The sequence below is a fragment of the Paraburkholderia nodosa DSM 21604 genome (genome assembly GCF_000519185.1).
GTDB lineage: Bacteria > Pseudomonadota > Gammaproteobacteria > Burkholderiales > Burkholderiaceae > Paraburkholderia > Paraburkholderia nodosa.
In genome coordinates, this window is the sequence record NZ_JAFA01000068.1 from 1 (window position 1) to 22468 (window position 22468).

22 protein-coding genes are annotated in these 22468 nt (G+C 63.7%); 7 read left to right on the forward strand and 15 right to left on the reverse strand.

Translation table 11 applies throughout. The features are described from left to right. Positions 1-186: IS4/Tn5 family transposase DNA-binding protein (locus A3CW_RS54670; RefSeq protein ID WP_407669762.1), on the reverse strand; the 186-nt coding region annotated here is incomplete at its 3' end. A gap of 665 nt (positions 187-851) precedes the next feature. On the opposite strand from A3CW_RS54670, the gene A3CW_RS49480 reads away from it, so the two are divergent. The 3 genes from A3CW_RS49480 to A3CW_RS0141910 are packed head-to-tail and all read left to right on the forward strand — an operon-like array spanning position 852 to position 3808. Then, complete coding sequence (locus tag A3CW_RS49480; protein WP_051482071.1) at positions 852-3005, forward strand: hypothetical protein; 2154 nt, start codon at positions 852-854, stop codon at positions 3003-3005. A 1-nt stretch (position 3006) separates the two neighbouring features. Then, on the forward strand, positions 3007-3483 hold the full coding sequence (locus A3CW_RS0141905; RefSeq protein ID WP_154678208.1) for a WD40 repeat domain-containing protein: 477 nt from the start codon (positions 3007-3009) through the stop codon (positions 3481-3483). 40 nt (positions 3484-3523) lie between these two features. After that, on the forward strand, positions 3524-3808 hold the full coding sequence (locus tag A3CW_RS0141910) for a PAAR domain-containing protein (protein ID WP_028208850.1): 285 nt from the start codon (positions 3524-3526) through the stop codon (positions 3806-3808). A 43-nt stretch (positions 3809-3851) separates the two neighbouring features. Here the strand turns inward: A3CW_RS0141910 and A3CW_RS0141915 are convergent, their stop codons facing one another. The 4 genes from A3CW_RS0141915 to A3CW_RS0141930 form a co-directional block, all read right to left on the reverse strand. Continuing rightward, on the reverse strand, positions 3852-4799 hold the full coding sequence (locus A3CW_RS0141915; RefSeq protein ID WP_028208851.1) for an OmpA family protein: 948 nt from the start codon (positions 4797-4799) through the stop codon (positions 3852-3854). After that, positions 4783-5793, reverse strand: coding sequence for a type VI secretion system-associated protein TagF (gene tagF, locus A3CW_RS0141920; protein ID WP_028208852.1), 1011 nt, complete (start codon positions 5791-5793; stop codon positions 4783-4785). The genes A3CW_RS0141915 and tagF overlap by 17 nt, the downstream gene beginning before the upstream one ends. Then, positions 5790-9641, reverse strand: a complete 3852-nt coding sequence (tssM, locus tag A3CW_RS0141925) for a type VI secretion system membrane subunit TssM (protein WP_028208853.1) — start codon at positions 9639-9641, stop codon at positions 5790-5792. The genes tagF and tssM overlap by 4 nt, the downstream gene beginning before the upstream one ends. 130 nt (positions 9642-9771) lie before the next feature. Further along, the gene (locus A3CW_RS0141930; protein WP_028208854.1) at positions 9772-10629 is read right to left on the reverse strand and encodes a M15 family metallopeptidase; all 858 of its coding nucleotides are present in this window, start codon (positions 10627-10629) and stop codon (positions 9772-9774) included. 144 nt (positions 10630-10773) lie between these two features. On the opposite strand from A3CW_RS0141930, the gene A3CW_RS0141935 reads away from it, so the two are divergent. Next, positions 10774-11691 (forward strand): hypothetical protein, encoded by a 918-nt coding sequence (locus A3CW_RS0141935; RefSeq protein ID WP_028208855.1) that lies wholly within the window; start codon positions 10774-10776, stop codon positions 11689-11691. 37 nt (positions 11692-11728) lie between these two features. Here A3CW_RS0141935 and A3CW_RS49485 read toward each other — a convergent pair whose 3' ends face one another. The 3 genes from A3CW_RS49485 to A3CW_RS0141950 form a co-directional block, all read right to left on the reverse strand. Further along, the gene (locus A3CW_RS49485) at positions 11729-13177 is read right to left on the reverse strand and encodes a hypothetical protein (protein WP_051482073.1); all 1449 of its coding nucleotides are present in this window, start codon (positions 13175-13177) and stop codon (positions 11729-11731) included. A gap of 64 nt (positions 13178-13241) precedes the next feature. After that, complete coding sequence (locus tag A3CW_RS0141945) at positions 13242-13769, reverse strand: DUF6496 domain-containing protein (protein ID WP_028208856.1); 528 nt, start codon at positions 13767-13769, stop codon at positions 13242-13244. A 79-nt stretch (positions 13770-13848) separates the two neighbouring features. After that, complete coding sequence (locus A3CW_RS0141950) at positions 13849-14760, reverse strand: LysR family transcriptional regulator (RefSeq protein ID WP_028208857.1); 912 nt, start codon at positions 14758-14760, stop codon at positions 13849-13851. A 123-nt stretch (positions 14761-14883) separates the two neighbouring features. On the opposite strand from A3CW_RS0141950, the gene A3CW_RS0141955 reads away from it, so the two are divergent. After that, positions 14884-15819: an alpha/beta hydrolase fold domain-containing protein gene (locus tag A3CW_RS0141955; RefSeq protein ID WP_081772075.1), complete on the forward strand. Its 936-nt coding sequence runs from the start codon at positions 14884-14886 to the stop codon at positions 15817-15819. 7 nt (positions 15820-15826) lie between these two features. Here A3CW_RS0141955 and A3CW_RS0141960 read toward each other — a convergent pair whose 3' ends face one another. The 6 genes from A3CW_RS0141960 to A3CW_RS0141985 all read right to left on the reverse strand — a co-directional run bounded on the left by A3CW_RS0141960 (position 15827) and on the right by A3CW_RS0141985 (position 20319). Next, entirely contained in the window at positions 15827-17374 is a 1548-nt protein-coding gene (locus tag A3CW_RS0141960) for an MltF family protein (protein WP_028208859.1), read from the reverse strand. Positions 17375-17468: 94 nt separating this feature from the next. After that, on the reverse strand, positions 17469-17849 hold the full coding sequence (locus A3CW_RS0141965; protein WP_028208860.1) for a hypothetical protein: 381 nt from the start codon (positions 17847-17849) through the stop codon (positions 17469-17471). A 109-nt stretch (positions 17850-17958) separates the two neighbouring features. After that, positions 17959-18360 (reverse strand): hypothetical protein, encoded by a 402-nt coding sequence (locus tag A3CW_RS0141970; protein WP_028208861.1) that lies wholly within the window; start codon positions 18358-18360, stop codon positions 17959-17961. Between the two features lie 119 nt (positions 18361-18479). Beyond that, positions 18480-18743, reverse strand: a complete 264-nt coding sequence (locus tag A3CW_RS0141975) for a pentapeptide MXKDX repeat protein (protein ID WP_028208862.1) — start codon at positions 18741-18743, stop codon at positions 18480-18482. 104 nt (positions 18744-18847) lie between these two features. After that, positions 18848-19624, reverse strand: a complete 777-nt coding sequence (locus A3CW_RS0141980) for a molybdopterin-dependent oxidoreductase (RefSeq protein WP_028208863.1) — start codon at positions 19622-19624, stop codon at positions 18848-18850. 56 nt (positions 19625-19680) lie between these two features. Next, complete coding sequence (locus A3CW_RS0141985) at positions 19681-20319, reverse strand: cytochrome b/b6 domain-containing protein (protein WP_028208864.1); 639 nt, start codon at positions 20317-20319, stop codon at positions 19681-19683. A 419-nt stretch (positions 20320-20738) separates the two neighbouring features. On the opposite strand from A3CW_RS0141985, the gene A3CW_RS0141990 reads away from it, so the two are divergent. Then, positions 20739-21284, forward strand: coding sequence for a sigma-70 family RNA polymerase sigma factor (locus tag A3CW_RS0141990; RefSeq protein WP_028208865.1), 546 nt, complete (start codon positions 20739-20741; stop codon positions 21282-21284). After that, entirely contained in the window at positions 21281-21922 is a 642-nt protein-coding gene (locus tag A3CW_RS0141995) for a DUF1109 domain-containing protein (RefSeq protein WP_028208866.1), read from the forward strand. Before A3CW_RS0141990 ends, A3CW_RS0141995 begins: the two co-directional genes overlap by 4 nt. A 33-nt stretch (positions 21923-21955) precedes the next feature. Here A3CW_RS0141995 and A3CW_RS0142000 read toward each other — a convergent pair. Then, the coding region (locus tag A3CW_RS0142000; protein ID WP_035515589.1) for a chloride channel protein at positions 21956-22468 on the reverse strand (513 nt) is incomplete at its 5' end.

The following is a 22468-nucleotide window of genomic DNA, read 5'->3' on the forward strand; positions in this document are numbered from 1 at the left end:
GCTCCAGCCACGGCACGCGCCCGGGATGCTCGCCGTCGGCTTCTCCGCGAGCCGTGTAAGCACAGCCTTCGCGCGTTTATTGCGCCTCACGTCACCCAGATCCACGCCTTCCAGTTCCTTGTATGCCCAGCCATCGGACTCTCGCGTCATTTGTCGTCGCCGCAAATTGCAAGAGTAAACGCGCATTCGCTTCAGTTAACAACCCCGAATTCCTGCGTCAGATCAAACTTCAAGCCTTATCTGACGGGGCTTCGCGGAGATGTGTGTAACGAGGTGACTATAACCGGTGACTATGAAATGACAAGCCGGGGTACGACTATAGAATCGATGTCGTATAGGAGTTACAAGAGTAGAAAGACATACAGATTTGGTTTCGACGCAAACTCTCACAGAACTGACGGTGTGGGTTGCAACTGGTGACACACTGCTTACCGATGCCCGAATGCGCAACGGCAACAAGACGGCCGTTAGCGGAACGGTCGTCGCTGCACTCACCACGATCCAGTTCGAAGGTTTTGACGTTGTATGCAAGGACAATGACCTGTAGTGCCCTGTGTGCGATACCACAGGCAAAATCAAATAAGAGTCGTCGCGACGAGCGGCGGCGCAAGCATCATGCTCGGGAACAGCAACGTCGAAATCCGTTGCTCGGGCAGGTTTACCCTTAAGTCGGCCTCGCATTCCGTTGAAGGACCAGCGCAGCTAGAAACCTCGCTGCGTGCGCTCCCGCAGGGCGATCTGAAGATAGGGAACGTCGATAACCTGTAGCGATAGTTAAGATGATAATCAGCCCTCCATTCTTGCGAACCCAAAATGCTGGATCGGACAGCGATCATAGTGTCGACCCGCTAATGAAGCTCATGAGCCGGCTCGAGCTTGCGCACGGCATTTATCCGGTCGCATTCGATCGCCGTTGGCACACCGGTATCCATCTCATGCCTGAGACGCAGAACGACCGTGTGCGAGCCATCGCTGACGGGGAGGTTGTGGCGTACCGCGTTTGCGAGACGGCAATCGACGGCGGCAGCGGAGCGCCGGACAGCGATCCGGGCTTCGTGTTGCTCAAACACGCGACTGAGACTGGTGACGGCCGGACCATTATCTTCTATTCGCTCTATATGCATTTGCTGGAGCTCGGTGGCTACGCCGCATGTAGTGTCAACCGCAATATTCTGCCTGAGTTCCTTCGAACAGCTACCGCTGCGGCCGGACAGGCTGGGGGAGGTCAAAAGGTTCTGCGCAAGGATGTACTGGGGTTACCAGGGCGGTGCCACGGCCAGCGCCATGTGCATTTTGAGATTTTCATGCTGCCCGACGATTTCAAGGCGTATTTCAAACCAACGCAGCTCGGCACAACGCCGGCTGCGGGCAGCGATTGCTGGGGGCATACATACTTCACGATTCCTGCGGATCAGACGTTTGTCGCGAAGCCTCCAGGAACTGACCATCACAATAAATTGCATGGCGTTGTATTTCCGCCACTGCAGGCGGGAACAAACCCGGGATACGAATTGCAGGTCGAGACGTATTTTCATGGCGGATCGAAATATACGTCCACCTGGGCGGTAGGAAGCGATAGGGTTCGCGTGCCGCTGACCTCAGCGCCCGTGGAGGAGAAAGACTATGAATACGATATGTACCAGCGCGCGGCACGCCTGTATGCCGCGTGCCCGGCCGACGGTTACGAACTGCTGCGTTTCGGCAGGATTCTCGCGGATTCGCCGACGTTAGCATCTAGTTCTCGTGCGACATGGGTGCGAATTACCTACGCTTCGGGAAAGCAGGGCTATATCGACATCAACGCGAGCAATATCAAGAAGTACTCGGACGCGGATTTTCCGGCGCTTGCAGGGTGGGAGAAGGTCACGGAGGGTAACACCCCCTTCAGCGATGACGGAATGTGCGATGTTGGCGAACTGAACACCATGCTGACTCAGGTTGGTGTGCAGCCCATGGACGCAAAAGAGTACGTTGACGAGGACGTGCTGAGTGACTACGTGAGAAGTCGTGACGAAGTCCGCGAGCAGTTGCGTTTATTCGTGTGCGAAGCGCCGACCGAGTGGGACAAGACGCATAACGAGGTAAGGTACGCAAAGCTCAAAGCGCCCGATGGCTTTTACGGCAAGCAGGCGCAAACCAATCCGACGGGCTATGCCGATTTCTTGGGCTTGCTGGAGCGATTCCAGTTCTGGGATGTGACGGGCATCAGCGCGAACAAGCTCTGGTATTTTCATCCGTTGAAATTCATCGAGGTTTTCCGAAGATGCGGCTGGCTCAGCCAGTCCGAGCTGGCGCAGGTCTACGCGGAATCGAACTATACGCACGTGCATAAGACAGGTGCGGAGTACAAGGATCGGTACCGCAAGAGCATCAACTTGACGTTCAGAAAGTACGGATTGAACGATCAGGTGCGAATGTCGCATTTTTTTGGCCAGGTTGCCGTTGAGTCGTTTTATTTCATGATCGTGCGGGAGTGCTCAGTCGCGATCGGGCAAGCGGTGTCGACCAATCACATTTCCATCCGACCTGAGACTGATGGTTATCTTCGTTCGCCGCCAGCAACGGAGCATGACGTCGCGTACTTCGTCCACCGCTACGAGGGGAAGACCGGGCTTGGCAACACCGACACCGGCGATGGCGTGAAATTTCGTGGTCGTGGCCTCAAGCAACTGACTGGCCGATACAATTACTCGCAGTACTGGGAATATCGTGGATGGTCAGTGGGCGGCCCTTACAACCATCAATGGTTCTCACATCAAACGAATGGGCACTACGATCCAGGCCCGGTCATCATCGACCCACAGCGGGTTGGGGATGACGACGCAGTCTGCGTGGATACGGCAGGCTTTTTCTGGGCGCGGTATCGTGTTGCGAAGGCCGCGGACGGCGGTCCGACCGAGGCGGCGTCGAATGCAGTCGCCTCGATCGTGAACCACTACGACGTTTCGAGTCCCCCGCGCCGTTGGCGCGAGGCTCAGTTGGCATACAAAGTACTCGGAGATTGAAATGCTGGTAAGAATCATGCTGGCGATGGCGCTTTCTTGCGGCGTTGCGCACGCCGGAGAATCGATTGTCTCGTGCGATAGTTCATATCATGTCGACGTGGTGAAGCCAGGCATGATTTTGGTTAGTGGCGCCGGCGGCAGCACTGCGCGGACCAAGATCACGCACAACGTGGACGGCGGGAGCTTCAGCCTCGACGACAAGCACGTAGTGCTGTACGGCCAACCGTTGAAGGTGCATCCGAAAGACGCTCAGGCGACATTTCTGACGCTCTACAACGTTGGCGATGGTGCAAAAATGGCGCTCACGCGCACCTATGGATCGGACATCTATTCCGCGGACTTTAGCGCGGACGGTAAGTACCTCGTCGTCTCGTCGGCTTATTCCATAGACGTGCTCGACATTGCGAACAAGAAGTTCGAATCTCACGATCCAGCATACACGCCGCCGTTCTCGATGGGCGAGTGCAACAAGAAGTAATCCATACGCGCTTCGGTTCGCATAACGCAAAGGGGCAACTATGACTCGCAAATTCATACTGAAAGACGACAAGACCGATCACAACGGCGTCATTATGGATGGCATCGAGGGGTCCTCGTTTTCCGGGAGACCGATGGCCTATATCGGAGCGCCCGTCATGTGCCACACCTGCAATACCCAAGGTGTCATCGTGTCGGACGGATCTGCGCACACGCTAACGGTAATGGGAAAACAGGTCGCCCTCGAAGGCGACCTGTGTCAGTGCCACTGCCAACCCCAGCCGAAGCTTGTGGCATCGCAAACCACGGGAACGCTTTCCGCCTGAAGTGACTTGAGGTTGTGATGATCGGCCCGAGGGCCGCACCCCCCTACAACCCCGCCCGAAACTCAATTCGCCGATTCCTTGCCCGCCCATCGCTCGTATCGTTCGAGGCGATCGGCTGGTCAGGACCTACACCCGTCGCCGACATCTGCTGCGGCGAGATCCCCTTGGCGACGAGATAGCCCTTAACCGCATCGGCGCGCGCCTGGCTCAGCGCAATATTTGACGTGCGATTGCCCGCATTGTCCGTGTGCCCGATGATCGCCACCGTGCGCGTGTTCATCTTCACGAGCACGGCCGCCATCTGGTCGAGGATCGCGCGGCCTTGCGGCGTGAGCGTCGCGCTGCCCGTTTCGAATTCGATCGTGCGGTTCGCGAGCGTCTGGTCGAGCAGCCCCTGTTCGGACGCGCTGACGCGCAATCCATTGCGGATCGTGTAGGTCGGATTGAGCGCGGTGGCCATGTCGCTCGCGATCTGCTGGCGCGTGGCCTCGTTGCCCACCTCGCCGCGCACGTCGATCTGCGTGCCGTCGATTTTCAGTTGTCCTTTGTGGATCTGCTTGAGCTGCGCATTGAGCAGCTTCTGCACGTTATCGGACCAGTTGGGCGGCGTGGCGACGTCGCCCACTTCGATCTGGTCGACGACGTTTGCCGCGCCATAGGTTTCGCGCAGGCGAGCAAGTACGGCTGCATGCGTGGCCTCGTCGGGGACCTTGCCGCCCGCCACGACCTGACCGGGCGCCGTATCGACGGGCGCGGGCGTGGACGTGGCGGTCGAGCGGGGCACAGTGGCAGCCGTAGAGGCCGCCGGGTTCGCCGCAGGAAGCTCAGTCGTGCTGACCTGCGCGCCGCTATTGTTCACGGGCGTGACGCGAGCAGGGCTCGCATCGTCGGCCCACGCGTTCGCGCCAGCGAACCCGAACACGCCAGCCGCGAGCGCCGCAGCCATCGCCGTGCGCGCAGGATTCCACGCCTGTTTATCCGCGCCGTGCATGCCCAGCCTCCCCAGCGAACGCTTCCTGGAACGTGTCGATCGCGAGACGCAGCGACAGTTGCGGCTGATCGAGGTAGCTGACGAGTTTGCTGATGCCATGGTCGCTTTGTGCGTGACCGTCGACCCATTCGGGATCGTCGATATCGATGTTGTGTGCGGCATAGGTTTGCGGATCGACCACGCTGTGCAGGGTCCGGGCCGAGGCGCCGTTGAAGCCGACGATGAGCCGCTCGCGCTGCGCGATGGTGCCGATGAAGATAGCGAGTTCGAAGTCCGCCTTCGAAACGAACGGCGCGATCAGCTCCAGCCAGAATGCGGCCACGAGGCTGCGATAGAACGGGTCGACCGGCAGCGGCAGCGTGAGGCCGCGCTCCAGATGCGAGGAACCGCTCGTCATCACGGGCCGCAGCAGCGAGCCGAGTGCGAGCATCGCGCCGCGCAGACGCACGGGGTGGCCGCTCGCGAGCAGCATCCGTTCGAGGCCTTCGAGCGTCTGGTGTTCGACGAAGTCGTTGAAGGTGCCGTCGTGCGGGTTGCCCACGCCGCCCACATCCACGGGCACCTGGGTTTCGCCGAGCGCGTGCAGCGCGCCCGCCGGCTCGCTCGCGCCAAGGAGCGGCTGCATCTGCTGCGCGGCGCGCGACCAAAGCCGCGCGAAGGCGAGCGGGCTGCGCGCGAGAAAGGCGAGCGGCTGCTCGACCTCGAGCGCGGTGGCCGCGAGAAACGGAAAGCGCCGCGACGACTGGTCCTGGCTCGCCACCATGTGCCCGGCAATCGCGAGTTTGCTTTGCGAGCCGAGAAACGCGAAGTGCATGGGCTGCGCCTCGGCATAGACGATCTTCCAGCGCGGATCGTCGGCGAGCAGTTCCATCGCCTGTGCGATCCAGCGATCCAATGTCTGCAGCAGCTGCGGATTGTGAGCACTCTTGACGAAGTCGCCGCGCGACGGAATCTTGCCGAAGTACGCGATCTGCGCCTGAACGGACTGCGTCATTGCGCGGTTCCTCCTGTCTGAGTGGGGGCCGCAGCGGCCACGGCGGCGGGCGACGCACTCGCGCCGACCGCAGGGGCGGAGTTGGCAGCCGCAGTGCTCACCGTCCCGACGCTTGCGATCGAAGAGGGCAGCTGCACGCCGCTCAAGCCTTGCTGCTGCGGCGCGTTGCTGCTCGCAGCCGTGGGCTGCGAGGTGCTGACGATGCGCATACTTACCGATACGGTCACGCTGCCTTGCGTCCACGTCAGGTCGAACGTGCCGTCCGGATGGCGCGTGCGCTGCGCCGAGTTGATGAGTTTCTCCAGGCCGTAACGTCCCGGCTCGTTGACGAACTGGATCGTGCGACCGTCGAACGTGGTGGCCGAGAGCGTCGCGCCCGGCGCGCCCTGCGGATTGGGCCAGACGAAGTTCGTCCACTGCGGCGGCGTGTTGCGGTAGCGCAGTTGCTGGCCGTCGATCGCAACCGTGTACTCGGTCGTGCCGCTCGAAGGCTGCGGCAGGATCTGGAACACGGTCTGCGGCTCGGACGAGCCTTGTCCCGCGCCCGCCGCGCCGCCCGCAAGCGGCGCCACCCAGCGCGCGAAGCCGTTCGTGAAGTCGGGCGCGAGCGTGAGGCCCATGTCGCCCCAGGTGCGTGCGGAGAGCGTGTCGCCGCGGCGCACGGCGAGCGGCCCGAGCGTCGTGCCGACGAACTTCGAGATCGCACCGTCCGGCCCGAACATCTGGGCGATTTCACTCGCACCGGCCTCGATCTTCGCGCTGCCCGCAAACGGGTACTTGTTCGCGAGCGAGGCCTGGAACGGTTGGTACACCTGCGCATTCCACACCTTGTTCACTTCCACGCTCGCGGGCTGGATCACCACGGCGTAGGCCTGCATGAGCGGGCGCACGAGCAGCGGACGCAGGGCCTTCTTCTGCGCGTCGGTCAAGCCGGTGAGCATCTGCTCGTCGACGAACTTGAGCGAATCGGACAGTTCAGAGCCGTTGCCGTCCAGCGTTTGCTGCATGAGCTGGCGCGCGCCCGGTCCCGGGTCGCCCTGATTCTTGATGACATTCAGTCGCGTGCGCACCTTCGAGAGCGAGTCCATGTAGCCGCCGAGCAGCGACGCGTTGTCGTGCGTCACGACCATGCGGCCCAGACCCGCGAACGCCTGGCCGATCGGACCCATCGAAGGTTCGACCGGATTGCCGTTGAGGTCGAGACTGGCCGTGGCAGTGTTGCCCGACATGCGCGAGAACCATTGCTTGACCCAGCCCGTCACGCCGCTTTCCGCGCGCTTGATGCTCACGCTCGCGAGCGACGGGTTATCCCACGAGGTCTGGTCGTACGCGGTTTCGAGGATCTTGCGGATCGGCGAATCCTGCGGGTCGCCCAGGCGATTCATCGCATCGACGGCCTGGCCGAACGTGCCGAAGTCCTGCACGGCAATGCCCTGCATGAACTTCTGCCAGTTCTGCGCGTACTCTGTTTTGTACATCGACACCAGCGCCTTCTGGATCTGCTCGGGGCTGCCTTCGAGCGTGAGATCGTCTTGCGCCGAGGTGTTGAGCACCCAGTCCTTCGCCTGCAGTTCCTTCGTCGCGGCGTCGCGGATCGCGGGCTGCACGTACTGGAACCACGCTTCGCGCGTGAAGGTGCCGGAAATCGCATAACTGCCCGCAATCAGCGAGGTATTCGTGTCGCCAACGATGCGCGCCACCGTCATGGGCGCGAATCGCGTGGAGGCGCGCGCCTTGATCTCCTCGTACACGCGCTGGCGCGCCGGCATGCCGCGCACCACGTGGCGCAGGTTCTCGCGCGTCTGGTCGACGAGCGCGAGGTTCGCGTCGATCATCGGCCAGTCGTCGTCGGAGACGCGTGCGAGGTAGAAGGTGATCATGCGCTCGGCGCTCTTGATCATCTCGTCGCGAGGCATGTTGCCGCGATTCGTTTCGAGCCAGCCACGCCAGAAGCGCGCGATCTGGTCGGTCAGGTGCGCGGCCTCGACGTGACGCTTGTCGGAGAGCATCAGGTAAGTCTTGAGCGCGTTGTAGGCGTCTTCGACGCTCGTGGGCGAGGCGGCGCTATAGAGGCCGCCCTGGCTGCCGCCCGCCATTGCCGTGTGCGCCGAGACGGGAATCGCGCCCGAATCGGGCGTATGCGACATCGGCGCGAGCAGTTCGGGATGCGCGTCCACGTCCTTGAGGAACGAGGCGAGATTCTGCGAGACGGGCGTCAGCATGATTTGCCTGACGCCGCTGTAATACTCCTCGAGGAGATGCTGTTCGAGCCGGTCGCCCTGGTAGAGGCCGAGCGATACGGCGAGCGGACGGTCGCGGCGGAACTGCTCGAGCTGCTCGATGCGGTCTTCGAGAATGTCCATGGCCTGCAGGCGCGACTGCAGGTCGTTGCGGTTCTGCTGCAGGCGCTCGACGTTGTCGAGATCGGCCTGTACGTTCGCCACGAGCTGCTGGTTGCCGATGGTCGACCACGTCCAGCCGCCCAGCGCGAGCGCAAGCACCGCGACGAAGCCGAAGAACGTGGCGTATCGCAGGCGCGTCTTGGCGGGGCTCGCGAACTGCTTCACCGTTTGCCGGTCCGCGAAGATCACTTTCGAGAACAGATCGCGCAGGAAGAAGCCGTTCTTCGAGAACGCGCTATGCGGCTTGGGCAGACCCTCGGCGGAGAGCAGGAAGCGGTTGGCAATGCGCTGCGCGGCAGCGCTGCTCGTTTCGCCTTCCTGCAGCGCGCTCGTGAAATAGAAGCCGCGGAAGATCGGCTTGTACTGGAACGGGTTGTTCTCGAACAGCGTGGCGAGGAACGCGCGCAACGCCGGCTTGATCGCCGAGAATTCGAGCGGGAAGCTCAGTTGCCCAGGCGTTAGCTGCTTGCCGCGGCTGAGCGACATCTGCGCGATGCTGATTTCCTTGAGGCCTTCGTAAAGCTCTTCGAAGCGCTCGTCGAACAGCGCGACGATATCGCGCTTCTCGTCCGGCTCGTAGGGCAGGGTGGCGCCCCACACGCGGTCGTACTCCTGGCGGTCGTTGCCGCTGAAGAATTCGGTGAAGCCGGTAATGAGGTCGGCCTTCGTGAACATCACGTACACGGGCGCGAACACTTCGAGCTTTTCGGTCAGTTCCTGCACGCGCTGGCGCAGATTCTTCGCGAGGTTGATGGCGAACTCGGGGCGGTTGCCTGTGAGTTCCGCGATGCTCGCGGTGACGATGATGCCGTTGATCGGCGCCTTCGGGCGATGGCGCTTGAGGAGGCCAAGAAAGCCGAGCCATTCGCTGCGGTCTTCCTCGTGGACCGAATAGCGGCCCGCCGTGTCGAGCAGGATGCCTTCGGTCGTGAAGAACCAGTCGCAGTTGCGCGTGCCGCCAATGCCGTGCACCACGGCGTCGTGCTTGTCGGCGAAAGGGAACTGCAGGCCCGAGTTCAGCACGGCGCTGCTCTTGCCGGCCGCCGGATTGCCGATGACGATGTACCACGGCAACTCATACAGCGCCGAGCCGCCCGAAAGCTGGCCGATCTTCGAGGTCTTGATGGTCTTTACGGCGTCGACGAGCCGTGTGCGCAGTACGTCCAGCTCCGCCTGCCTGGCGGGTGCGGCTGCCGGCGCTGCGTTGTCGGTCTGCGCCTGCTGCTCCAGCATGTCGCCGAGCTTGCGGTTCGCGCGCCGCACGCGCGCGCGGCGCCACAGCCAGAACACGAGCCAGAGCGCGAACAGCGCGCCCAGCACGGCAGCGGGCCAGACGGGGCTGATTTGCAGCGCATCGGCTGCGATGAACAAGGCGGCCGCGAGCGCGATCACGCCGACGACGGAGAGCGTGCGCGTGTTTGTCAACACGTTGAAAAAGCGTTGCATAAGCCGTTCAGGTCCTGGTGCCTTGGGTGCTGTTTGTCGTGGTGTGCGGTGTGGTCACGCAGCAAGAGGTTTTGCCGCCCGGCAGAATGAATGAACGCCCCATAAACTCCCCATTTTTTCCCGCTGCGCCTTATTTAACAATTGCCGGCGCGCGACCCAGAACGAAGCCGGGTTTGTGATATTCGACGTGGCCCAGGTCCATCAATTTCCAGCGTCCGCCCCAGGTCAGGCCAACCTGCTCGGCCACCTGGCCGTATAACTGATAACCCCGCATCGCCCAGGGATCTTTTTCTGAAATGACGAGCTTGCCGTCACGCAGAAATGCGTTATCGGCCGCGAGTCCATATTGGTGATAGCTTTGGAAAGCTGCGGCGTTTGTCACATTACCGCCCAATTGCGCAAGCCGGTTTTGCCGCTCGGGGCTGCGGTAACCCTCCAGTAGTGCCATTTCATAACCGTATTGCTCGCGCATGATTTTGTAGACGAGCAATAGCCGCGTGCGGAAATCGGCGTCCAGCAGATTCCAGTCGCGGCTTGCGTCGTGCAGCGCGGGCCGCACCTGCTCGACCTCCTTCGTGGCGAATACCTCGGGAGGCAGCGGCGGCGGTGGAACCAGCTGCTCGCCGTTCAGCAAGGCAGCGATTTTTTCGTCCGGCACCCGGGGCGTGTCATCGTATTGAAATAACTGATGACCGCGCAATGTAATGGCAATGAGCGGCGGCGTCGCAAGAATACCTGCGGTAATGGAAATCAGCAAGCGCCGCCTGACGAGTATATTTTTCATATCGGCCATTCTCGAATGAGAAATTTTTGCCGACTTAAAGAACTGACTCCGGGCGTGAGTGGCGCTCGCTGAAGCGCGACGCCTAATCAAATTATGCAATTCGAATAACGTGCTGAAAAGCGATGCACGTACGGCGGGCAGCAGCAATAGTGCGGCCAGTGGCACGGCAATGGCAAAATAGGCGACGAGAGCAATGGCGACCAAAAGCGAACCCGCGGAGTGGCAATTGTTTTTTGTAATGCTTGATTTTAGAATCAGCGCTGCCCGAAGTTGGGCCGCCTCGTATTATTGCGGTGAAACAGGCTCAGTTCAATGAGCACAATGAGCACGATTCCAACGAGACAGTGAATGAGTGCGCCGGACAACTCTACCCCCAAGGCTCCGCCCAGCCTCCTCGCCGACACGCCTGCCAGCGTGCCGGGCGCACACCCGGGCGGCTCGCGCATCCTCGCGAATCTCGAGGGCCGCGTCGTGCCGCCGGCCACACCGGCGGGCACAGGACGGCGCTCGCGCGCGCCGATGCTGATCGGGGCGCTGGTTCTGATCAGCGCTGCCGGTTTCGGCGCCTGGCGCGTGGCCGAGCGCAGCGCGCCGGCGAACGCCGGGACGCAGGCGGCCGCCCCCGCGGTTGCACCGACCGTTGCCCCCGCAGGCGCTGCGCCAGCCGTTGCAAACGCGGCGAGCGCGCCGGATATGGCGTCGGCATCGCACGCCGCCACCATCGTGAGCGACGACGAAAGCGCCGACAACGCGAAGGCCACACCCGACGCCGTTGCGTCCGCAACGGTACCCGACGACGGCCGGCTTTCGCGTGCATTGGCCAATGGCGCGCGCGATGCCGGAGCGAGCGCGCCGGCAGGCGGCGCCGCGCCGCTGGCGAGCGCGTCCGTCGACGCGAATCGCAAGCCTCCGGCCAAGGTCGCCGAAACCTGGCACGAAGCGAAAAGCATCGCGCATGCCGGGAACGCCAGGGCGGAGGCGCTGGCGAAGAAGCGGCACGATGCGCGTCCAGGCGGCAAGAAGGACGATTCCGATGTCGACCTGCTAGCCGTGCTCGTTGCCCGCACGAAGCCGGGCGACGGCAAGGACGCGTCCGCGCACTCGTCGAAGCCAGCAGCAAGCAAGCTCACGCTCGCGCAGCAGGTCAAGGCGTGCGGAGCGCAGGGCTTCTTCGAGGATCAGCTTTGCCGCTGGCGCGTGTGCGACGGGCATTGGGGCAAGGATCCGGCGTGCCCCGCGGCGGCGCGCGCGAGCACGGAGCATTGAGGCGTGAGCGTGCCTGTCTCTCGAACGCACGCTCACGTCAACAAGGTCGTTCGTTCGCCGTGTACTGCGAACACCCCGGCGCACACCCCGTTGCATCGCGAATCGTGGCCATCAGGTCTTCGGGGTGCACCATCAATTCGCGCACGAGGCGCAGCATCGAATACTGGTCGAGCACGGCCTGCCAGCGTGGCGATTGCGTGAGGTGCTCCCAGACAGCATCCAGTATTTCCGGATCTGCATGTTGCCCGTCCCACTGGGCGCTGGCGTATGCGAGGCTCGCCGGTGTGGACAAAAGCTGCATGCGGCTCGCGGCGTTGAGCATTCGCGAAGCGCCGTTGGCGGGCGCATCGCAGCAATAGAGTACGGCGTTCAGCAAGCCGGACTCGTCGATGCCTTGTGCGCGTAGCGATGCGCCGTGCAGTCGTACCGGCCCCTGCTGGGTCTCGAACGTATACACGGTGTTTTCTTCGGCGTGCGTGAGCAGGCGCAAACCGCGCATGAGCCGCGGGAGGTCGGTCGTTGCGGATTCGACGGATGCCTTCGCTTCGACGAGCAGGCGCACGTTCCAGACGGGCACGATATCGAAGGTCTTCGCGTGCAGCCGCTCCAGCAGGACCACGTCCCATTCCGTTTTGGCGCGCTCGTGCGTGCCCGGTATCGAGGCCGGAACGCGCATTGAACTCACGACACGGAACGCGTGCGAGTTCTCCTGCGCGGCGTTGAGCCTTTGAGCCAGGGCTTCGAGTGTCTGCACGGCCAGCGCTTCGACAGCCGCGCCGCGCCGCTGCGACGCCCGGCCTTGCGCCACGGCGGCCGGCGTACCCGGCCGCGGACCATACGCATCCAGCATTGATACGTACTGCTGCACGAGTGGGTCGGGCGCCAGGGCTTCGAGCCGGCACAAGCGCGCAAGTGCCGGACTGTCCCGCAGATCCGCCAGCGCGGGCGCGAAATCCGAGCCCTTCGCAAGCTCCGGCAACGCGAGAAGGTCTCGCGCGGTTTCGTGAAGTCCGGCGTAATGGGCCTCGTGGTGCGCCAACGACGCGGACGCATGCAGCCGCGCAAGCGCGTCGCGCTGCCAGGCTTGCAGGGCGCGCTGCTGTTTGGCCGGATGCGCGATCGTATTGACGGCGGCATGGATCTGCCGGCGGTCCTGATCGGCCTGTGCCGAAAGCGACGCAAATTCGCGCACCTCGGGGGCGCGGTGCCGCAGCACCATCGCCTGAAATGCCCGGTCTCCGGAATCGGCGTGCATCGCCTCGGTGATCATGGCCGCGAGCGCGTCGACGAAACGCGGCTTCAGCGTCGCGTCCGGTGCTCCGCCATGCGCGATGGTTTCGCGCGCCTGTTCGATGACGCGTGCCAGCGCCATAGCCGGATTGGCGTCTCGAAGCGGCAGCGCCGAAGCCGCGGGCTCTGGCGGCAAGCGATAACGGCGTGGGACGTCGCGAAGGATCTGTTCGAGCAGCAGAGCGGGTGGGGACATCGGCGGATTTGCAGCATGCGCATGCGGGGCGATGAGGAACATAGTCTCATAACCCCGCGCCCCGCTAGTGGCGGGTGTGCTGCGCACGTGCGGTGCGTGTCTTCGCCGCCTTTTTGGCCGCAGCGGAGCGGCCCGCTGCGCCCTTGGTCTGCGCAGCCTTCTTCGCCGCCGCCGAGCGGCTTGCCGCGGGGCGGCGCGCCGCCGCGGTCTTCGCCTGCTTCGACACGGCTTGTGGCGATGCGCCCGCCCGGCTCTCGCCCTTGAGCACTTGCGTCGTCGTGCGCGAACGTTTGGTTTTCGATTCCGTGCTCGCGCGGCCCGTTTTCTCGCCGTGGCCCGCCGCGCTATCCTTTGCGGCTTTCTTGCGCGTCGCTTCGCGGGTTTTGCCTGGCGCCGGCGGTTTCAGGTCCACACCGGCACGTCGCGCCTTCGACAGGCCGATCGCGACCGCCTGCTTCGCGGAACGCACGCCATGCTTGCCCTCGCGCACGCGATCGAATTCCTCCTTCACGAATTCGCCGGCCTGGGTGCTTGCGGATTTGCCTGCGCGCTTGTCCGCACGCGCACGCTCGATCGTTTTCTTCTCGGGCATTTTGGCTCTCCTTGATGAGTGACCCACTCATTCCAGCAAGCGCCGTTCCGCACAGGCGCGCAAAGCCCGCGCAAAGCCATCAAGCCGCAACGAAAGCCGGGCGCGGATCGGCCGCGAGCATTTCGGCGACGAAGTCGAGAAACACGCGAGTCTTGTTCGGCAGGCGCCTGCCCGATGGATGCACGCCGTGGATGGGCAACGGCGGCGGCGCGAAATCCTCCAGCACGCTGACGACCGCGCCGCTCGCCATCTCCGCTGCGAAGAGCCAACCGGGCGCCTGGACCAGGCCCATATGGGCGAGGACGGCAGCGCGAATCTGCTCCGCGTCGCCAGTGCGGAAATTGCCGGACGGAACCTGCAGGCCCGGCCCTTCGACGTTCCCGAAACGCCATGCCCGCGGCTCGTGCATGGGCGCGAAAACGACACAGTCATGCTGTTCGATCTCGTGTGGCCGTTCGGGGCGCCCGTGCTTTTTGAGGTACTCCGGCGTTGCGACGACAACGACCGGACTCGAGGCCAGATGCCTCGAAATCATCGAGGAGTCGGCAAGCGGCCCGCTCTTGATCGAAAGATCGAAACCTTCCTCGACGAGATTGACATTTCGCTCCGTTGCGGAAAGGTCCACGTGCACCTGCGGATAGCGGGAGAAAAACACCGGCAGGCGCGGCACGACATACAGCCGGCCAAAGACTGGCGGCACGGTGACGCGGATCAGCCCGCCCGGAGACAGCTGGCCATGCCCGACGGAGGACTCGAGATCGGTGAAGTCGCCAATGATGCGCAAGCCGGCTTCATAGACCGTTTGACCGGTCTCGGTGAGCGTCATGCTGCGCGACGTGCGCCTCACCAGTTGAGCGCCAAGATAGCGCTCGAGCGACGCGATCTGCTTGCTGACCGCAGGCTGACCCACGCCGATGTCGCGCGCCGCCGCGGCGAAACTGCCGCTTTCGACGATGCGAATGAAGAGTTTGAGCGCGTCGAGCCGGTCCATTTTTTCTTCCCAAAACTTCCTGACTGGAATGGATTCTATTCCATTTGGCCTTCTTCCATGCTCCGAGTGGAATCGATATCGTCATGCCCATCGACAACGCATTCACGCAACGAAGGAGCCATGATGAGCATCGGACAACGAGCCAACCTGATCGAACTGCGGCACAGCCTGAGCGATGACGACCGCGACGCGGCGCGGGCTTCGATCGAGCGCACGCAACGGCATTTCAACGAATTCAACGGCACGATGCGCGAGGCGTACGACGCCATGACCGCGCAGACGCCGGTGGCGGATGGCGTCGGCGTGGAGAGCATCGCGAACGCGGACGCAACAGGGTGGTGGATTCGGCCGCGAGTCGCGCCTGCCCATCGCGCGATCCTGTTCCTGCACGGCGGGGCCTTTGTGCTCGGGTCTGCCTGGGGGTATCGCGGGTTCGCGAGCCAGATCGCGGTGCGCGCCGGCGTCGATACCTTTGTGCTCGACTATCCGCTTGCGCCCGAACATCCGTTTCCCGCGGCGCACGACGCCGTGCGCGCCGCGCTGCGATGGCTGGCGAACGGCGGCATACGCGAAGTCGCCCTGGTTGGCGACTCCGCAGGCGGCGGCCTTGCACTTGCGGTTCTGGGCGTCGAGGAGCGGCGGGCGTTGAACATCGCGAGCGTGGCCGCCTTCTCGCCGTGGGTCGATCTGGCGTTGACGGGGCCGTCGTTCCACAGCGATGCGACCTGCGATGCCGTCCTGACGCGGCCTGTGCTCGACAATGCCGCCGCGGCGTACCTTGGCGCTGCCGATCCCATGGATGGACGCGCGTCGCCGCTGCATGCCATTCCAGGGCGCCTGCCGCCCATCGCGCTCCAGGTGGGCACGGACGAGCTGCTGTTCGACGACGCGCGACGTTACGCGGCGGCAGCAGCGGAGCAGGGCGCAGCGGTGCAACTGGAAATCTACGAAGGACTGCACCACGTGTTCCAGCGATCCACCCACGAGCTACCGGGCGCGCGGTATGCGCTGGATGAGGTTGCGAGATTCATCTCGCGATGCTGGACACCTGACGCGTAAGCCTGCCTCAGCCCTGCTTGCGCACCTGCCCGATGGCGCGTTCGCGCGCCGCCTGCGCCTGCTGCACGAGCCGGTAGGCGGCGTAGTACTTGTAGATATTGCGCACGTAAGTGGTTGTCTCGATCCCGACCTTCTCGCCAACCACGATCTCGACGTTGTTGAACCACTTGTCGGGCGAGAGCCCCCGGGCGGCTGCTTCCTTGCGCATCTTCGCGATCCTGGCCGGACCCGCGTTATAGCTCGCGAACGCGAACAGGGCACGGTCCGAGTCGGAAAAGTGCGCATCCGGGAAGTAGCGGGACATCAGGAGATCCAGGTATTTCGCGCCGGCATGGATGTTCGATTCCGTCACGCGGATGTCACCGACGGCGAGCTCCTTGCCGGTCGCCGGCATGAGCTGCATGATGCCGATCGCGCCAACGTGGCTGCGGGCGCTCTGATCGAGCTGCGATTCCTGGAACCCTTGCGCGGCGAGCATCAATGGATCGAAGTGATATTGCGCGCCGTACTTTTCGAAGAGACCGACCGTTTGCGAGAAGCGCTTCAGTTCCGCGTCCTCGGTATTGCTGGTGATCTGTTTGACGCGCTGCAGTTCCTGCTGCAGACGCACTTCCGCGACGCTCTGCTTTTTCACATAGCCAACGTAGAAGTCGGTAATGGCCTGCTGGAGCTTCGGACTCTGCTTGCGGATCGCCCAGCCGATATAGCCCGCGTCACGCACGGCCATGTCGTCGTGCACCACGATGCCCGGCAGCACCTGTGCCCAGAATTTCGCCTTCCAGTCGTCGACGACGAGAATCTGGACCAGCCCGACATTGAGCATCTCCATGGCGTCCTCGTCCTCGAGCGCATCGGGCAGCAAGACCAGTTTCATCGGCGGCTTGCCGTCTTTTTTGAAGCGCGCGTTCAGGGCGGTCAGACTCTCGAAGTAGCTGCTGCTCGCGCGCACGTGCACGGTCTTGCCGCTCAGGTCGTCGAGCTTGCTGAGCGCGGGCGACTTCGGACCGGTGACGACCAGCTCCCGGACCGGCGTGCGGTCGCGCGGCGCGACGAAGTCGACCTGCTTGAGCCGCGTTTCCGTGGCGGTCAGATTGCCGGCGGCGATGTCTCCCTTCCCGGCCAGCAGAGCGGGAAGGAGCTGGTCGCGCGTCGTCGGGATGATCACGAGCGTCAAGGGGCGCTTGCCGAGGCTGCTCTGGTACGTCTTGTTCAGGTAGCGCTCGAAGTCGCGCATGAGCCCGGCGGTCAGCCCGCGCTCATGACCGAGCTCGTTGAAATAGAGCGTCCTGCTGTATGGCACGAGCACGCGGATCAGCCTGCGGTCGAGCATGGCATCGAAATCGCCGAACTTCGGCTGAATGGCGAGGTTGAGCCGGCGCGTGGTGGTGGGCGTGGGGGCCGCGGGGGGCGATGGCGCACTGGCTGGCGCAGCGGTCGCGGCCTGTGACGCCACGGCTTGCGCAGGCGGACCCTGGGCCGCGAGGCATCCTGTCGGCCGGCCGGCAATCGTCATCCCGAAAGCCAGGACGATCAGCAACGTATGAACAATACGCATGGTGGCAGGGCCGAGGGTTCCGCGCCTCCCCATCATGTCACAACCGCATAGGCTGGCTATGGGCCGATGGTCCTATAGAGATAGAAAACAGCCGCTACTTCGCCGATGTCATGACGTCACAGCCGCCGCGGGAGCCGGTGTTTTTCAGTGTGAGCGTAAGCCGGCTGCCCCGGTTCGCCGTGATGATCTGCCCATAGCTCACCGTGGGAATGAACTGGATATCCGGCGCGACCGCCACAGGGGGATTCCTTGCGCCGTCGACGGTCAGGTCGAGCTCCACGGTGACCGAGTCGATAGCGACACCCATATCCTGCTTGCGGTCGGCCTGTTCCTTCCTGAAATTGCACAGACCTTCGAGAACTTGCTGGAGGGCGGTTGGGATATCAACCGGCTTGCCCGGCGGGATCGGCGGCGTGTTGCAGCCGACGATCATGAATGGCAAAGCGCAAAGGACCACATATCGGCAGGCGCGCATCGGCTTCCCCTTCGATGAGCCAAAGGACGGCTTTGTCGAAGGGTGCCATGCGTGGATGCGCAGTCAATCGGACCTATGGCCTATGCGGAAGCCCGCTTCGCCTCGTGAATCACCCGGTCAGGCGCGCCCATAGCATTCGTATGCGGCGCGCGCGCTCGTCGAACAGATACGACGCTGCGAGCGCGATCAGGCCGGACACGACCCCCGTCGCAATGTGTTCGAGAACATGAATGCGATAGTGACTCGTGTGCGCGTAGGCATCGCCGATGATGGTCAGGCAGCCCACCAGTAGCGCGTTGCCATAGCGATTCGCGTACCACTTCGTGGCTGGCGTGAAGGTGAGCAGGATGGCCAGCGCGCCGGTGAACAGTCCCGTCTTGAATGCGATGGTCCAATGGGGCAGGCTCATGATGTTGCCCCAGCTCCCCGGCATGCAGGTCATGCACGCACTGGTTGGCTGCCAGAAGCGCTGAATGAACAATTTCACGCGGCGTTGCCATTCGCTTCCCATCACGTACTCCCGGTGCAGGGTGTGCGGCCCCGCGGAAATCGTGCATCGCGCGCGCACGGTGGCGGGGCGCGCGCGATGCGCTCCTGGCGCAAGCGATGCCGGGAGCGCGTTACGACGGTTCAGTGCGCCATGGCGCCCGATGCCGGATGATCCATGCCCATGGCGTCGGGCTTCATCGGCTTTTTCATCTGATCATGGCTCATCGCGCCGCCTTTGCTCATTGTATCGTGCGACATGGCGCCTTTGCCCATGGTGTCCTTCTGCATCGAGTCCTTCGACATGGCGTCGTTCGACATCGCGCCGCTCGCCTGCGCGAATGCCCCCGCGCTCACGCTCAACAGGGCGGCCGAGAGGGCGATGGCTGCGAATCGGATCGTGTTCATTTGCATTGCTCCTTGCTGGGTGGAAAAAACCGTTGCCCCTTTTCGGGCGGAAGTGAAACGGAGCCGTCGCATGAAGTGGCGTATCAGGCGGCGGCAGGAAGACGTCACGAACCGCCGAACCAGTTGTAGCCCTGGTCGACCCAGTAGCCGCCTGGATACGTATTCGTGACGAAGATCTCGACGATGTGCTTGGGGTTCTTGTAGCCGAGCTTCGTTGGCATGCGCAGTTTCATCGGATAGCCGTATTTCGCCGGCAGCCGCTCGCCGTCGTAGTCGAAAGCGAGCAAGGTTTGCGGATGCAGCGCCGTGGCCATGTCGATGCTTTCGTAGTAGTTGTCGGCGCAGCGAAAGCCCACGTATTTCGCGGTGAGATCCGCGTCGATCCGGCGCAGGAAATGCGCGAATGGCGTGCCGCCCCAGCGGCCTATCGCGCTCCAGCCTTCGACGCAGATATGCCGCGTGATCTGCTCGGCGTGCGGCAGCGCGTACAACTCCGGTAGCGTCCAGACACGCTGGCCCTTGACGAGTCCGCTGAGCCTGAGCCGATAGTCGCCGCCATCGACCACGGGCGCCTCGCTTTCGCTATAGAACGCGTTGAAGGGGAAGAGGCGCGTGATCTGCGCTTCGGTGTACGTGGGTGCGAGCCGGGTTGGGTCGAACAGCCATGCCTGCACGCGATCGTTGAGCCGGGAAACGGCGGTGAGGAACGTGTTGACCGAGGCGTCGTCGGTGATCGTGCAGCCGGTCAGCAGGGAGAGACCGCCGAGCGTGAGCATGCGCTTGCCGAACAGGCGCCGTGACGGCATGTCGAGTTCGCGCCGTGCATCGGCAAGAATCGCTGCGCGGTCGACTGCGATGATCTTGCGGTCGTTCGTGTTCATCTGGAATCCTTATCGATATCGAAGGGCGGCGACTCGAATGGCGTCGGTCGGCGTGTTCAGCGTCCGCGCAGCATGGTGAGCAGCGAGCGCGGCACGAGCGCCACCATCGTCACGTGAACGAGTGCGAAGGCCGCAAGCACGGACATCGCGCAAAAGTGCACGACGCGCGCGCGGTCGTATCCGCCCATCAACTCGCGCAGCAGCGGAAACTGCACCGACTTCCAGATCGCAAGGCCCGACAGCACGAGGACGACGAGATCGGCGATCGCAACGAGATAGGCGAGTTTCTGCACGGCGTTGTACTGGCTCAGGTCGGCGTGAGAGAGCCGGCCCGTGAGCGCGGCGCGCAGGTCATGCAGCACGGCGCGCGGGCTCAGCGGGAAGAACTTCGTGTGCCAGCGGCCGGTGGCGAGATTCATGGCGAGATAGACGAGGCCGTTGAAAAACAGCAGCCACATCGCCGCGAAATGCCATTGCAGTGCGCCGCCGAGCCAGCCGCCGAGCGTGATCGAGGGGGGAATGACGAAGCCCGCGAACACGGGAGACGCATCGTAAATGCGCCAGCCGGAGAACATCATGACGAGCGCCGCGAGCGCGTTGAGCCAATGTGTGACGCGCAGCCAGAGCGGCTGGATGGCGCGTGGGCGGCGCACGCTGGCGGCAAGGGCGGGCGATTCACCGATCGACGTGTGCATGACGATTCCTCGTTAGCGCAGAGTTGACAGTGAATTCGCTGTGGCGCGCGCGCCGGTTACATCGCGTCGAGAAAAAAATCGCGCGACCGGGGCGGCTAAAAATAAGTCGTCGAGGCTGTAACCCAGCTGGCGTGGCGAACGAACTACCCGCAACGGGCACACGCGCTCGCGCCACGGGAAAGAGGCACAAGGTGGGTTTGACCAGCACATGGGCGGCGATGACGGAAGGGGCGACGCCCGGCGCGCGCGCCGGGGCAGCGCATGCCGTTGCGGCGCGCGAAGCGTTCGGCTACCCTCACGCGAACGGACGCGAGTGCGGCGGCGTTCGTAATCGTTTTGAAAGTTCGCCATCGCAAGACCAGGCGAGCGCCATGCCCGCAAGCCCATTAACCTATCGTCGCGACCATCCAGGACGACCTTTGCACTCCGCGGAAACCCGTCTCAAAGCGCTTTTCGTCAGCGGCCTGGAAGGCGACGCGCAAGCGTATCGCGACTTCCTCGAGGAACTCACGCGCCATTTGCGCGGCTACCTGCGCCGGCGCATCCCACAGTTGCGCGACGACGTCGAGGACCTCGTGCAGGAGATCCTGCTGGCGGTTCACAACGCGCGTCACACATGGCGCCCCGACGAGCCGCTCACGGCCTGGGTGCACGCGATCGCCCGCTACAAGCTGATGGACTTTTTCCGCTCTCGCGCACGCCGCGACGTGCTCAACGATCCGCTCGAAGATCACACCGATCTCTTCGCCGCGCCCGACGACGAACCCGCGCAGGCGCGCCGCGATATCGGCAAGCTGCTCGAGCAGCTGCCCGACAAGCAGCGCCTGCCTATCGTCCACGTGAAGCTCGAAGGGCTTTCGGTCGTGGAAACGGCGAAGCTAACAGGACTCTCCGAATCGGCGGTCAAGGTGGGCATTCATCGGGGTTTGAAGGCGCTTGCCGCGCGCATCAGGGGAGCGGGATGAAAACCGACGATCTGATCAACCTGCTCGCCGCCGGCGATGCGCGCGTGGACCGCAAGGCCGTGCTGCGCCGCTTCGCGCGGGCGCTGGCGCTCGGTTTTGCGGGCTCGGTCGCGCTGATGAGCGTGGTGTTCGGCGTGCGGCACGATCTCATGAGTGTCATGCACATGCCGATCTTCTGGGCGAAGATCGCGTTCCCGTTGTGCGTCGCGGCCGCTGCCGCGCTCGCAGTCAGCCGCCTCGGGCGGCCGGGCCGGCGCGGCGGCTATGCGTGGGCGCTGGTGGCGCTGCCGTTCGTCGCCGTGCTGGCGGGCGCATGGCTCGCGCTGGGCGACGTGGCGCCCGCGCAACGCATGCCGCTCGTGATGGGCCTCACATGGCGCACGTGCCCGTTCAATATCGTGCTGCTTTCGGTGCCCACATTCGCGGCCGTTTTCTGGGCCGTGCGCGGTCTCGCGCCCACCCGCCTGCGCGCGGCGGGCGCGGCAGCCGGGCTCTTTGCGAGCGCGCTCGCGACCATTGCGTATTGCCTCCATTGCCCGGAGATGAGCCCGGCGTTCTGGAGCATCTGGTATGTGATCGGCATGTCGCTGCCCGCTGGCATTGGCGCGTGGCTTGGGCCGCGGCTGCTGCGCTGGTAACGGCGTGTGCCGGTCAACGGGCGTCAGCGCGCGTCACTGTTTCAGGAACCGTTGCGCCAGGGCTTCGTACAGTGGCGGCGCGAATAGCCTGGAAACCTGGCTCGACACGAGCGCCGTCGCCATCAGCGAGATCACGAGCGCGTGCCCATCGATCATTTCGATGACGATGACGAACGCCGTGATCGGGCTCTGCGTGACGGCGGCCAGATAGCCGACCATGCCGAGCGCGATCAGCATCGGCAACTGCATCTGCCCGAACACCATGTGCAGCACGTTGCCGATGCCCGCGCCGATCGCCAGCGACGGCGCAAACAGGCCGCCCGGCGTGCCCGGCAGATACGAGCCCACCATCGAGGCCATTTTCAGCACGGGATANGCNNCGCCGAGCTGCGANTGGCCNTCGAGCATGCCGCGCGCTTCCGCATAGCCGCTGCCGAACAGATTGCCGCCGCTCGCCACGCCGATCACGGCGATGAACAAACCGCACACGGCGCCGAACGCCACGGGCCGCTCCTTTCGGAGAACGAACAAGCGGGCGGGCATCCA

What these genes read in the sequence shown, in the direction of transcription:
- A3CW_RS49480 (WP_051482071.1), top strand. Translation starts at nt 852, where the DNA reads ATGAAGCTCATGAGCCGGCTCGAGCTTGCGCACGGCATTTATCCGGTC.
- A3CW_RS0141905 (WP_154678208.1), top strand. Translation starts at nt 3,007, where the DNA reads ATGCTGGTAAGAATCATGCTGGCGATGGCGCTTTCTTGCGGCGTTGCG.
- A3CW_RS0141910 (WP_028208850.1), top strand. Translation starts at nt 3,524, where the DNA reads ATGACTCGCAAATTCATACTGAAAGACGACAAGACCGATCACAACGGC.
- A3CW_RS0141915 (WP_028208851.1), bottom strand. Translation starts at nt 4,799, where the DNA reads ATGCACGGCGCGGATAAACAGGCGTGGAATCCTGCGCGCACGGCGATG.
- tagF (WP_028208852.1), bottom strand. Translation starts at nt 5,793, where the DNA reads ATGACGCAGTCCGTTCAGGCGCAGATCGCGTACTTCGGCAAGATTCCG.
- tssM (WP_028208853.1), bottom strand. Translation starts at nt 9,641, where the DNA reads ATGCAACGCTTTTTCAACGTGTTGACAAACACGCGCACGCTCTCCGTC.
- A3CW_RS0141935 (WP_028208855.1), top strand. Translation starts at nt 10,774, where the DNA reads ATGAGTGCGCCGGACAACTCTACCCCCAAGGCTCCGCCCAGCCTCCTC.
- A3CW_RS49485 (WP_051482073.1), bottom strand. Translation starts at nt 13,177, where the DNA reads ATGTCCCCACCCGCTCTGCTGCTCGAACAGATCCTTCGCGACGTCCCA.
- A3CW_RS0141945 (WP_028208856.1), bottom strand. Translation starts at nt 13,769, where the DNA reads ATGCCCGAGAAGAAAACGATCGAGCGTGCGCGTGCGGACAAGCGCGCA.
- A3CW_RS0141950 (WP_028208857.1), bottom strand. Translation starts at nt 14,760, where the DNA reads ATGGACCGGCTCGACGCGCTCAAACTCTTCATTCGCATCGTCGAAAGC.
- A3CW_RS0141955 (WP_081772075.1), top strand. Translation starts at nt 14,884, where the DNA reads ATGAGCATCGGACAACGAGCCAACCTGATCGAACTGCGGCACAGCCTG.
- A3CW_RS0141960 (WP_028208859.1), bottom strand. Translation starts at nt 17,374, where the DNA reads ATGCGTATTGTTCATACGTTGCTGATCGTCCTGGCTTTCGGGATGACG.
- A3CW_RS0141965 (WP_028208860.1), bottom strand. Translation starts at nt 17,849, where the DNA reads ATGCGCGCCTGCCGATATGTGGTCCTTTGCGCTTTGCCATTCATGATC.
- A3CW_RS0141970 (WP_028208861.1), bottom strand. Translation starts at nt 18,360, where the DNA reads ATGGGAAGCGAATGGCAACGCCGCGTGAAATTGTTCATTCAGCGCTTC.
- A3CW_RS0141975 (WP_028208862.1), bottom strand. Translation starts at nt 18,743, where the DNA reads ATGAACACGATCCGATTCGCAGCCATCGCCCTCTCGGCCGCCCTGTTG.
- A3CW_RS0141980 (WP_028208863.1), bottom strand. Translation starts at nt 19,624, where the DNA reads ATGAACACGAACGACCGCAAGATCATCGCAGTCGACCGCGCAGCGATT.
- A3CW_RS0141985 (WP_028208864.1), bottom strand. Translation starts at nt 20,319, where the DNA reads ATGCACACGTCGATCGGTGAATCGCCCGCCCTTGCCGCCAGCGTGCGC.
- A3CW_RS0141995 (WP_028208866.1), top strand. Translation starts at nt 21,281, where the DNA reads ATGAAAACCGACGATCTGATCAACCTGCTCGCCGCCGGCGATGCGCGC.